Annotated in this window: 12 protein-coding genes; 9 read left to right on the plus strand and 3 right to left on the minus strand. The window is 40.9% G+C overall.

Annotated elements, in window-relative coordinates; genetic code table 11:
• Positions 1–181, plus strand: a 181-nt coding sequence (locus GLIP_RS22210) for a hypothetical protein (RefSeq protein WP_040521745.1), incomplete at its 5' end; no start/stop codon positions are given.
• Here GLIP_RS22210 and galE read toward each other — a convergent pair.
• From galE to GLIP_RS03165, 3 genes are all read right to left on the minus strand, one after another.
• On the minus strand, positions 174–1,190 hold the full coding sequence (gene galE / locus GLIP_RS03155) for a UDP-glucose 4-epimerase GalE (protein ID WP_008843120.1): 1,017 nt from the start codon (positions 1,188–1,190) through the stop codon (positions 174–176). The two genes, GLIP_RS22210 and galE, sit on opposite strands and share 8 nt — an antisense overlap.
• 1 nt (position 1,191) lies before the next feature.
• Positions 1,192–1,497 (minus strand): DUF6170 family protein, encoded by a 306-nt coding sequence (locus tag GLIP_RS03160; RefSeq protein WP_040521748.1) that lies wholly within the window; start codon positions 1,495–1,497, stop codon positions 1,192–1,194.
• Positions 1,498–1,633: 136 nt separating this feature from the next.
• A complete protein-coding gene (locus GLIP_RS03165; protein WP_008843122.1) occupies positions 1,634–3,151 on the minus strand; it encodes a peptide MFS transporter in 1,518 nt (505 codons plus the stop codon).
• A gap of 758 nt (positions 3,152–3,909) precedes the next feature.
• On the opposite strand from GLIP_RS03165, the gene wecA reads away from it, so the two are divergent.
• The 8 genes from wecA to rfbC form a co-directional block, all read left to right on the plus strand.
• Complete coding sequence (gene wecA, locus GLIP_RS03170; RefSeq protein ID WP_008843123.1) at positions 3,910–4,980, plus strand: UDP-N-acetylglucosamine--undecaprenyl-phosphate N-acetylglucosaminephosphotransferase; 1,071 nt, start codon at positions 3,910–3,912, stop codon at positions 4,978–4,980.
• Positions 4,981–5,103: 123 nt separating this feature from the next.
• On the plus strand, positions 5,104–5,463 hold the full coding sequence (locus GLIP_RS03175; RefSeq protein WP_008843124.1) for a DVU3141 family protein: 360 nt from the start codon (positions 5,104–5,106) through the stop codon (positions 5,461–5,463).
• Positions 5,463–7,220: a polysaccharide biosynthesis/export family protein gene (locus tag GLIP_RS03180; protein ID WP_008843125.1), complete on the plus strand. Its 1,758-nt coding sequence runs from the start codon at positions 5,463–5,465 to the stop codon at positions 7,218–7,220. Before GLIP_RS03175 ends, GLIP_RS03180 begins: the two co-directional genes overlap by 1 nt.
• Positions 7,221–7,237: 17 nt before the next feature.
• Positions 7,238–8,026 (plus strand): ABC transporter permease, encoded by a 789-nt coding sequence (locus GLIP_RS03185; RefSeq protein WP_008843126.1) that lies wholly within the window; start codon positions 7,238–7,240, stop codon positions 8,024–8,026.
• Positions 8,023–8,673 (plus strand): ABC transporter ATP-binding protein, encoded by a 651-nt coding sequence (locus GLIP_RS03190; RefSeq protein ID WP_008843127.1) that lies wholly within the window; start codon positions 8,023–8,025, stop codon positions 8,671–8,673. The genes GLIP_RS03185 and GLIP_RS03190 overlap by 4 nt, the downstream gene beginning before the upstream one ends.
• A 3-nt stretch (positions 8,674–8,676) precedes the next feature.
• On the plus strand, positions 8,677–10,125 hold the full coding sequence (locus GLIP_RS03195) for a sugar ABC transporter permease (RefSeq protein WP_008843128.1): 1,449 nt from the start codon (positions 8,677–8,679) through the stop codon (positions 10,123–10,125).
• Between the two features lie 19 nt (positions 10,126–10,144).
• A complete protein-coding gene (gene rfbA / locus GLIP_RS03200) occupies positions 10,145–11,026 on the plus strand; it encodes a glucose-1-phosphate thymidylyltransferase RfbA (protein ID WP_008843129.1) in 882 nt (293 codons plus the stop codon).
• Positions 11,027–11,030: 4 nt separating this feature from the next.
• On the plus strand, positions 11,031–11,479 hold a 449-nt coding region (gene rfbC, locus GLIP_RS03205; protein WP_040521751.1), incomplete at its 3' end, for a dTDP-4-dehydrorhamnose 3,5-epimerase.

Below are 11,479 nucleotides of genomic sequence, written 5' to 3' on the forward strand. Positions count from 1 at the left end.
GTTTTCCCGGGATAAATCCCGGGGCTACAGGGTGGTGGATGTTTTGATATTTCCCCGGGATAAATCCCGGGGCTACAGGGTGGTGGATGTTTTGATATTTCCCCGGGATAAATCCCGGGGCTACAGGGTGGTGGATGTTTTGATATTTCCCTCCGGTTACAGGGAACCAGCGGTTATTTGAAACCGTTGGGATTGTTAGATTGCCAATGCCATGAGTCACGGCACATTTCGGCGAGACCTTTTTGGGCCGTCCAATCCAATTCTTCTTTAGCTAATTTGGGATCGGCGTAGCAGGCCGCTATATCACCACTTCGTCTAGGTACAATATTGTAGGGTATTGCCTGACCACTTTGTTTTTCAAATTCTCTCACCATATCCAACACACTATAACCTTGCCCAGTGCCGAGGTTATACGTGACTAAGCCTACACCTTCGCTCAGTTTTTCTAACGCTTTTAAATGACCATTAGCTAAATCTTCAACGTGGATATAATCGCGAACGCCAGTGCCATCATGTGTGTCGTAATCGTCCCCGAACACTGATAGAGCTTCGCGTTTTCCGGTAGCTACTTGAGTAATAAAAGGCATGAGGTTATTAGGAATACCATTAGGATCTTCGCCTATACGACCTGACGGGTGCGCACCAGCTGGATTAAAATAACGCAAAATAGCGATATTCCAACTATTGTCCGACTGATACAGGTCACGTAATACCAATTCCACCATCAACTTAGATTGACCATATGGGTTGGTAGGTTGCCCCGTAGGCAAGTTCTCATGTAAAGGAAGCGTCGTGGGATCGCCGTAAACCGTAGCGGATGAACTAAACACAATGTTTTTCACGTTATGTTTGGCCATGGCTTCACACAGCACTAACGTGCCATAAACATTATTTCGATAGTATAACAGGGGCTTTTCGACTGATTCACCCACCGCTTTTAAGCCTGCAAAATGGATTACCGAATCGATCTTATGGTGAGAAAATAAGTCATCAAGAGTGCTGGAATCTTGAATATCGCCCTCAACAAAAGTGACTTCTTTACCGGTTAACTCTGAAACTCTCTTTAGTGATTCAAAAGATGAATTACATAAATTATCTAACACTACGACCTGGTCGCCATTTTCCAATAATTGTAATACGGTGTGACTGCCGATATAACCGGCACCGCCAGTAACGAGTATAGTTGACATATTAATCCTCTGTTTGAGTGGCATCAGGTTGTTTTAAATATTTCGCACATAAACTGTATTGAAACGGTTTCAAAATGAGTGGGTAGGCTAAGATTATCAAACCCGCCCATAACAATGCCGACCAATCTTGAAACGTTCTTAATATAAAGACAAAAACCGGCACCATAATCAGTAATTTTATAACGTTAAGAAGTAGTTTTTCTGGCGCGGTAAGCTTATTTTCGGCTGCGCGCATTCTTGTGAAGCGCTCTTCTATGCTTAGATTTTTTAGCTGGGGAATTTGTCGCGTCGAAAAATAAAATTTCAAAAGTAATACCTTGGGATTTGCCGATTGGAATGAACTTATTATACAAAACTATCTAGAACAAAAACGCCCCGCAACAAAATTTTTGTGTCGGGGCGTAATTTTATCTCGTTAGTTCAAAGGGATTATTGTTTTGAGACTACAAAATGGTTGGTTGTTCTTCTTCGTGATTGAAGTTTTTCTTCTCAGCAAGTTTTTCCCATTTACGTGTTTTAAGCGTTAGTAGCCCAACCACTAATGCCGCGGCAACGGTAATCTGACCAATTCCCCAAAATAAATTAGGCATATCACTCAAATTGTCAGGATCAAGTCCGCCTGCTAACAAACCGGCAGTCACGTTTCCGATTGAATAAGTTAAAACGAAAACACCCATCATTTGGCCAGCGAAACGTTTCGGAGATAGTTTACTTACTGCTGCAAGTGCCACTGGACTTAAACAAAGCTCACCAACCGTGTGCAAAAAGTAAGTAGCAACTAAGAAATATGGTGCCGCTTTTAATCCACTTGCCGCAATTTGCGCCGCGAAAAACATGACTATAAATCCGGTCGCCATGATAACCAAGCCGATGGCACACTTGATTCCGTAAGAAGGTGTGATCATACGTTTACCCAAGTTTACCCATAACGCGGCAAAAAACGGGGACAAAGTAATAATGAAAAACGAATTGGCGGATTGGAACCATGCAGGTGGTATTTCAAATGAACCTATCATGCGATCGGTATAATCACGACCAAATAAATTTAATGACGAACCTGCTTGTTCAAAACCGGACCAGAAAAATATCGAGGCCAAGCAAACGACAAACAATGCACCAAGTGTACGCTTTTCATCATGGGATAAATTGCCAAATGCATAAATTCCCGCATAGTAGGCAAGAAAGACTACGGTAATTGCTATTGCGACGTATTGAGCAAGCGTAACCGGATCAATGGTTAACAAACCCGTCATCATGGCAAATGTTAAAACTGAAATTCCTACTAAGAATACTGCAATTACAGTCCAGCTTTTTTTCTCACCAGCTGGTGTCATTTTAAGTAAAGGCTCTGCACCAACACCACCTAAACGACCGATTGTGGCGCGATATTGAATAAGACCAATTGCCATACCCACAGCAGCTGCACCAAATGCGTAATGATAGCCAGCATTGACTTGCAACCAACCACATACAAAGTAACCAATTAATGAGCCTAAATTGATACCCATGTAATAAATGGTATAGCCAGCGTCACGTCTTTGATCTTCGGGTGAATAAAGTTGGCCAACTAAGATACCCACGTTTGGTTTGAGTAAGCCGGTGCCTAGAACAACAAGAATAAGCCCTATGAAAAAACTCCATGAGGCTGGAATGGCTAATACTATGTGACCACACATAATGATTATACCGCCATACCACACGGCTTTTTGGCTACCGATCAAACGGTCAGCAATCCAACCCCCAGGTAATCCCATAAAATAAACTGCACCTGTGTACAGTCCATAAATTGCGGTAGCGGATGCCACGGTAATCGCCATCCCTTCTTCTTGGATACTCGCGGTCATAAATAGCACTAACAAAGCACGCATGCCGTAGTAGCTCATTCGTTCCCACATTTCGGTATAAAATAGTGTTTGTAAGCCACCAGGGTGACCAAAAAAATCAGGTATTTTTGAATTCATTATTGCTGCCTTTAGGTGAGTTCATCATGTGCGCTTGCGCTAAAAAATAATGTGAACTGCTTTATTGTAATTATGCTTGTTTTTCTCATTCGTATTCGCAAAGAATGAGATAAAAACTTGTAAACCCGTTGTTTATACTAGAGGTGATGCTTGAAAACAAGAATGTACGATTTTATTGTGCGTTATTTGTACGTAATTAAAAATACATTTATGACTTTTTATTCGTGATTAATTTGTTGGTCATAAAATCGTAATGAATCTGTTATATCAATGCGATTAGCTTATTGCGACGTGATTATTTGTCCAGCACAGAGCATTGATGCGCACTGCTAAGGTGCAACTAGTTTGGTGCGTTTATCATTTTTTGAACAAATTAATTAAAGTTACGATAATTGAGCTGTTTTCTTTAGTGTAAATTTTGAACGTTCTGACCAAAAGTAGCAAATTTGCTACAGTTTTTTGATGGGTAAATGTTTTTCCTGTATATTATACAAACTAATAACACTCTGGTTGCAATTAGTAACACGATTTTACTGGTTTTCCTCAAGTGATATTTGTTATCATCCCCGCGAATTTTCGAAGTAGTAGCGTTGCCTATTTATTGGGAAAACGAAGGAAAATGCGATTTTCTTTTAAATATCAAGAGGGTATAGCTTGATTCTGAACATAGATACAAGTTTTACTGCAATGCTCTACTGCACTAAGGCTCGATTATTGCTTTCTCGGCATTAACGAATTAACAAGGAATCGTGTAATATATGTTTGCCTATTTGGAGTTCGTTCCACTTTTCACTGCGTTTTTCGTCGCTGTGATACTGTTGATCGTCATGACTCCCTTTGCTCATCAGCTAGGATTAGTTGATCAGCCATCTGCTAGAAAACAACACAATGGGATGGTCCCCCTAACGGGTGGAGTGGCCATTTTTGGTGCAGTTTTAATCACCAGCATCTTAACTGATGTGTGGTTTAAAAACGGCTCATTATTTTTTACTGCTTCCTTTTTTATTATCTTGTTGGGCATGCTTGACGACAAGTTTGATTTAAGTGCAAAGGGGCGTTTGGTGTGCCAATTCGGCGTTGCCGCTATTATGGCTTGGGCCGCACAAAATTATATTACTTCACTGGGTAATATCTTTGGTGGTGGCGAAACCTCTTTTGGCTTGTTTGGCTACTTCTTTACGTTAATTTGTGTTGTGGGCGTCATAAACGCGTTCAACATGATTGATGGTATCGATGGTCTAGCGGGTGGTATGAGTTTAATTGTACTGCTTGCCGTGGTGTTCTTGTTATTGGTCTCAAATAATGGCAATGCCATTATGGCACCTATGATGGTAATAGCAGCAATCGTACCCTTCATGGCCTTTAATCTAAGTTGGAAAGGCTTCAAAGGTAACAAAATTTTCATGGGTGACAGCGGTAGTATGTTCGTCGGCCTAACTATTGTGTGGCTAATGGTAGACTTTACGCAAGGGCCTGAAGCTGCAATGCAACCTATGACTGCCGTTTGGATTATCGGTTTACCGTTGATGGATATGGCGGCAATTATGTATAGACGCGCCAGAAAAGGACAGTCCGTATTAAAGCCTGACCGTCAACATCTGCACAATATTTTTATGCGAGCAGGGCTTTCCTCCCGTCGTTCGTTAGCTGCAATTCTTGCAATGGGGTTGTGTTACGCAGCAGTCGGAATTTTAGGTGAATTATATGCGGTTCCTGAATACATTATGTTTTGGGCATTTATGGTGTCGTTAATTGTATACAGTGCTGTTATTCAGAATATCTGGACCATATTACGATTTATTCGCGGAAAACGAAAAATCGCTCGCTAGAATGACGCAAAGGGCAACCAGATGGTTGCCCTAACTTTTACTGTTACTATGCAAACGCATTCTTTGCAAAATCAGAGTGACGCGTTAGTATGAACTGTTGTGAACAAAAGCTAATTACCTTATATGAAAAAACTAAGTAGTCTCATCTTGTTAGGCATCCTTCTTCAAGGATGTACTTCGATTGATCAACCTGTTGCAAGTCGCGCACTTGTTGACCATGATTATGCAATACAGACAGCACCTGTGTCTGCTGAACAACAAACTATTTTGTCACAAACTTATCATGCCAATACGGTGCAATTAGATGGTAAACCGGCCATTCTTGGCAAACCATTTTTCGCAGCAAGTGGCAGAACATGCCGCAAAGTACAATTTATTGTTGATGGTCAACGTGTGTTTTGTAAAACCACTGAGGGAGATTGGTATCCCATTGTTCCGGTGCTAGCGAGTTATTCAGAAGCGGTTACTGGAGGTGAGCAATAATGTTGTCTTCTCATCGTTATTTCCAGGTTGTTATTTTTGTAATGTGCTTCCTGTTCACGCATATGCTTTTTGCACAACAAGCGCCCACTCAAGAACAACTGCGCCAAGCGCAACAGGCGAGTCAAAGTCAACGTGTAGACCTATCCCAATATATCCAATCTGGTGGCAATAGCACAGGCAGGGGCGGCAATATCAATTTACCTTCCGAAGCCGGCCCATTACCCGCAGGTGAAGAAGGTTTACCTCCGCCGTATGGCGCTAACTTGTTCACTGGCGGTTTTGAAACTGAGCGCAGTGATGGTCTTAATTCGTCTTATTTAGTTGCACCAGGTGATAAAATAGCAATTCAGATGTGGGGCACAGTGAATAGCTCTGATGTTGTTACCGTAGACAATCAAGGCAATATTTTTGTTCCTGATGTTGGTCCGATCAAAGTTCAAGACGTGCCAGCAAACCGAGTGAATAGTGTCGTAACTCAACGTATAAAATCCATCTACACTAATAATGTTAGTGTGTATGTAAACTTACTTACGGCAACGCCAGTGAGTGTTTTCGTCGCAGGCCCCGTTTTGCGTCCTGGCCAATATGCTGGGTTAGCATCAGATTCTGTGCTGTTTTATTTAAAAAGGGCTGGAGGTATCGATCCCCATCGTGGTAGTTATCGCAATATCACAGTAATACGGCAGGGCGAAACAGTATTAAATTACGACCTTTATGATTTTCTGAAAATGGGTAAATTACCCGCGTTCTCGTTTAAAGATGAAGATGTGATTTTTGTCGGTGAACAGGGGGCGATGGTTAATGTGGAAGGCGCAGCACGATACCCATTTCGTTTTGAGTTAGAAAAATCAAAACGCTCTGGCACCGCGCTTATGACTTACGCCAGACCGTTGTCTAAAACCAGTCATGTCGCCATTACCGGTAGCCGGGAAAGTGGACCTATTTCTGTGTATCTACCCATAAACGAATTTGATCAGTTTAATATGGCTGATGGCGACACAGTCTTGTTCAACGACGATATACGTCCGCAAGTAATCAGTGTGCAAATCTCTGGCAGTTATGAAGGACCTTCGTTTTACGCAGTCGAAAAAGATACCCGTTTATTGGATTTACTCAGTTATATCGAAATCGATCCTGAGCAAGCTAATTACGGCGCAATTTATATTAAACGCGAAAGTGTTGTTGAACAGCAAAAAATGCTGATTAACGAATCATTAAATCGCTTAGAGCGCAGTATTTTCACTGCCCCTGCATCGTCAAGCGGTGAGGCTTCTATTCGCGCACAAGAAGCACAACTGGTCTCACAATTTGTTGCAAGGGCTCGGCAAATTGAACCACTAGGCAAAGTCATTGTGTCTGAAAATGGTAACGTTGCTAATATTCGTTTAGAACAAGGTGATGAAATAGTCATCCCAGCGCAAACTGACCTGATTCAAATCTCAGGTGAAGTGCTTATGCCTCAAGCCGTGGTTTATAATCCTGAAGCGACGGTGTCAGACTACATCGCTTGGGCTGGCGGGTTCAGCGAAAGAGCAGACGATGACAGAATCGCGGTGGTCCATGCCAACGGTATAACCAGCTTTGTTGCATCTGGTACAGGACAACATTGGTATACCGACAACAAAAATGCCACATTAGAACCCGGTGACCAAATTCTGGTGCTACCAAAAGTCGATACCAAGCTGATGCAGTCCATCAAAGATGTTACTCAAATTATCTATCAAATTGCTATAGCTGCCAATGTCGCAACCAACTAGCAAGGCATAGAACGTACATGACTACGGTTATTAAACGCAATAAATGGGAAATATGGCGCGACGTCATATTTGCTCTGTTTGCGCGTGAAATTAGAACCGGTTTTAGTGATAAATTGGGGTTGAGTTGGGCTTTTCTTAATCCAATTGCGTTTATTTTCTTACTCTCGGCAATGAAAAGTGTTTTGGGAGGCGGCCAAGATACCCATACTATGCCAACGTTCGTATTCATGGCGTACGGATTAATTTTCATTCAAACCTTTCTACAAACATTAACATCGTGCGCCACCGCTATTAAAAAAAACAAGTCATTGTATGCTTTTAGACAAGTGCAACCAATAAGTGCAGTTTTAGCTAGTGGTATTTTTGAGTTGTTAGTTAAAATTGCAGTTGTGTTAGGTATTTTTGCGATCTTCTATTTCATGGATATCGAAATAGTAATGGATAATCCACTTTTGATTATTTATTGCATAATAATGTTGTGGTGGTTAAGCATGATGCTGGGGTTGTTTTTTGGAGTGTTGACGCTTTACGTTCCTGAAATGAATAAGGTACTAGGACTTATTACGCGACCATTATTCTTTATTTCTGGGTCATTTTTTTCACTGCAAGATATACCGCGTGAATATTGGCCATTTCTAGATTGGAATCCTATTTTGCATGCTATCGAACTCACTCGTTTTGGCGCATATCGGTCTTATGGAGATGAAGGTGTCAGCCTGTTGTTTTTTACTCTATCGGTAATAGTTATCACCAGTATTTCATTAGCACTATATTATTCCAGTTGGCGACAGGCTATTAGTCGATGATTCGTCTGCAAAATATTACTAAATATTACCCTTCGAAATTAGGGAATCAGTATGTTTTCGATAACCTTTCGTTTGATATTCCAAGCAATCACAACATTGGCATATTAGGAAGTAACGGTGCCGGAAAATCCACTTTGTTTAAATTGATCGCTGGAAGCGAACATCCAAATAAAGGCGATATTGTAACCGATTTGAATATCTCTTGGCCCGTTGCGCTATCATCGGGAATACATCCACAGATGACAGGAAGAGAAAATACCCGATTTATTGGCAGAATTAATGGTGTAGAAGATTTAGATGCCTATGAAGTGCGGGTTCAACAATTTGCAGAACTAGGTAATAAGTATGATCTTCCGGTAAGGTCTTATTCCAGTGGTATGAAACCCAGACTGGCATTTGCCTGCTCGATAGCGATTGATTTTGACGTGTATCTTATTGACGAAGTGACTTCGGTAGGAGATGCAAAGTTTCGGAAAAAAGCAAAAGAAGCGCTATTAGAGCGCTCTGAAAATGCCAGTGTTATTATGGTTAGCCATGAAATGGATGAAATTAGGCAGTTTTGCGATAGCACGATCGTGCTTAACAAAGGCGAAATGACGTTTTTTAACGATCTCGAAACCGGGATTGAAGCTTACAGAGCATTATAAAGTATGACAGAACAAAGCATAGATGATGTAGAGCAGCGTTTTTTAGATTTAAGAAAAGAATATACTTCAGAACAGTGGCGAGATTTCAAAATGTTACTGGTGAAAGTAGAAGAGTTGGTTGAAACGGACGTTCCGCTAGCCTATAGGCTAATGCAACGAGTAAAGAACTTAGATCCCAGCTCAGCTAACCGTAAACGTTTGCGCGAATTGAAAAATATTTTGTTGGTAAAACATCCAGAGCTTATGTCTCTTAGCTCTGTCGAGCAAAGCCGAAGTAGCCAAGCGCTGAACAAAATTGAAGATACGCTTTTAAAAGGAAAACATAAACTTCAAAACTCTGATTTCAAAATGTTGCTTAAACCTCTTTTTGTTTTCGTCGTAATTCCTTTTTTACTATTTGCTTTTTATCAGATTTTTTGGGCCAGCGAGCGCTTTGAAAGTAGAACACAACTTATTTTGAAGCAACCTGATGGTGCTGCTACATTAGATCCTGCTTTAGCTTTATTGTCTGGTTTTGGAAGTACAAGCTTTGGGGACGATAATGAATTGTTGAAAGCCTATATCTTATCTTCAGATATGATTGATTTTTTGCAACATAAAATAGCCTTGAAGGAACACTATTCAAGTAACAAATATGATTTTTATAGTCGTCTAAGTAGTGATGCGACTAAAGAAGATTTACATAAGTACTTTTCAAAACATGTTCGCATTGAGATTGATGCTAAGTCGAGTGTACTGAGTATTTTTGTACAAGGTTTCGAGCCGGATTTCGTTAATCAACTAGCTGCGCATATTGTTCAAAGAGCGGAGTGGTACATTAATGAAATCGGCCATAATTTAGCTAAAGAGCAATTATTGTTTGTCCAAAAAGAGCATCAATTGTCTGAGAAAAGACTCCAAGATGCGAAACGCGTGTTGTTAGCTTTTCAGCGCGAGCATGATTTACTTGATCCTGAAGCTGAAGGTATGGCGCTACAAAGAATCACCTACTCACTGGAAGGTGAAATTGCAATCAAACAAGCGGAGTTGAATGCGTTATTAAGTGCTATGAGCGAACAAGCACCAGCCGTGCTGCAAGCCAAAGCACAGCTAAATAGTTTAAATCAAGAATTAATTCAACAGCGAAGTCGGTTAACCAAAAGCGGTAAAGTTGGTGAAGGAAGCGAAAACAGCAGTGTTTCGGTGAGTGAAATTTTATCTCGTTTTAGTGACTTGAAAATTGATCTAGAGTTAGCACTAAGCGCTTACTCATCCTCACAAGTATCACTGGAAAAGTCTAGAATCGAAGCTTACCGACAATTAAAGTACTTAGTGGTAGTTGAATCGCCAACGTTACCCGAAGAATCAAGTTACCCCAAGGTTTTTTACAACCTAACTTTGTTTTTAACGATTGCTTTAATGTTATTCCTGATTGGAAGAATTATTGCTGCGACTGTTAAAGAACTGAGATAGTAAAGTACCGGAGTGAGATATGAATAGAAAAGGGATAGTGTTAGCTGGAGGATCTGGTTCTCGTCTATATCCTTTAACTTCTGTCATCAGTAAGCAGCTTATGCCTGTATACGATAAACCGATGATCTACTATCCAGTTTCTACCTTAATGTTAGCTGGTATTAAAGATATTTTAATTATATCTACTCCAAAAGAGCTACCTCGATTTGAGTCGTTGCTAGGAACGGGAGAAGCATGGGGTGTTAATTTTAGTTACGCCGAACAAGCGTCTCCAGACGGGCTTGCTCAAGCCTTCTTAATTGGTGAGGAATTTATTGGAGATGACCACTGTGCCTTGGTTTTAGGGGACAACCTTTTTTATGGTCATGACCTTCAACTATCTTTGATTAACGCTAATAAGCATTTGTCAGGCGCAACAGTATTTGGCTACCATGTGCAAGATCCCGAGCGCTATGGTGTGGTTGAATTCGACGATGATTGGAAGGCACTTTCGATTGAGGAAAAACCCAAAAAAGCAAAGTCAAATTACGCGGTAACAGGGTTATATTTTTACGACAACCAGGTGGTAAAACTTGCTAAACAAGTGAAACCCTCACAGCGTGGCGAATTAGAAATAACGGACCTAAACAACCTGTATTTAGAGCAAGGAAATTTGCGAGTAGAATTAATGGGGCGAGGTTCTGCTTGGTTGGATACAGGCACCATTGATAGCTTATTAGATGCCTCTATCTTCATCGCAGCAATTGAAAAGCGACAAGGCTTAAAAATATGCTGCCCAGAAGAAATCGCTTACAGGAAAGGTTTTATTGACGCTACACAGCTGAAAAAATTAGCCAAGCCACTAATTAAAAGCGGTTATGGTAAGTATCTTTCTAAATTGTTAACCGAGAAAGTTAAATAAAAGAATGAAAGTAGTCGAAACCAGTTTCCCTGACGTCAAAATAATTGAGCCGAAAGTATTTGGTGATGAGCGTGGCTTTTTTATGGAAACCTTCAGAGATGTCTGGTTTAAGAAAAATGTCGCTAACGTAGAGTTTGTTCAAGACAATCACAGCAAATCCAAACAAGGGATTCTGCGTGGTTTGCATTACCAATTACAACACACTCAAGGCAAGCTAGTACGAGTGATTACCGGGGAAGTATTTGATGTAGCAGTAGATATGCGTAAATCATCTCCAACTTTCGGAAAAAGCATCAGTGTGCTGCTGTCAGCCGAAAATAAGCGTCAACTGTGGGTACCTGCCGGTTTTGCACATGGTTTTTACGTTACTTCGGCATTCGCGGAATTTTGCTATCGCTGCACTGACTATTATCACCCTGAATCCGAAGTATCTATCCGCTATGATGATGCGAC

The sequence above is a fragment of the Aliiglaciecola lipolytica E3 genome (assembly GCF_000314975.1).
Taxonomy (GTDB): Bacteria; Pseudomonadota; Gammaproteobacteria; order Enterobacterales; family Alteromonadaceae; genus Aliiglaciecola; species Aliiglaciecola lipolytica.

What these genes read in the sequence shown, in the direction of transcription:
- galE (WP_008843120.1), bottom strand. Translation starts at nt 1,190, where the DNA reads ATGTCAACTATACTCGTTACTGGCGGTGCCGGTTATATCGGCAGTCAC.
- GLIP_RS03165 (WP_008843122.1), bottom strand. Translation starts at nt 3,151, where the DNA reads ATGAATTCAAAAATACCTGATTTTTTTGGTCACCCTGGTGGCTTACAA.
- wecA (WP_008843123.1), top strand. Translation starts at nt 3,910, where the DNA reads ATGTTTGCCTATTTGGAGTTCGTTCCACTTTTCACTGCGTTTTTCGTC.
- GLIP_RS03175 (WP_008843124.1), top strand. Translation starts at nt 5,104, where the DNA reads ATGAAAAAACTAAGTAGTCTCATCTTGTTAGGCATCCTTCTTCAAGGA.
- GLIP_RS03180 (WP_008843125.1), top strand. Translation starts at nt 5,463, where the DNA reads ATGTTGTCTTCTCATCGTTATTTCCAGGTTGTTATTTTTGTAATGTGC.
- GLIP_RS03185 (WP_008843126.1), top strand. Translation starts at nt 7,238, where the DNA reads ATGACTACGGTTATTAAACGCAATAAATGGGAAATATGGCGCGACGTC.
- GLIP_RS03190 (WP_008843127.1), top strand. Translation starts at nt 8,023, where the DNA reads ATGATTCGTCTGCAAAATATTACTAAATATTACCCTTCGAAATTAGGG.
- GLIP_RS03195 (WP_008843128.1), top strand. Translation starts at nt 8,677, where the DNA reads ATGACAGAACAAAGCATAGATGATGTAGAGCAGCGTTTTTTAGATTTA.
- rfbA (WP_008843129.1), top strand. Translation starts at nt 10,145, where the DNA reads ATGAATAGAAAAGGGATAGTGTTAGCTGGAGGATCTGGTTCTCGTCTA.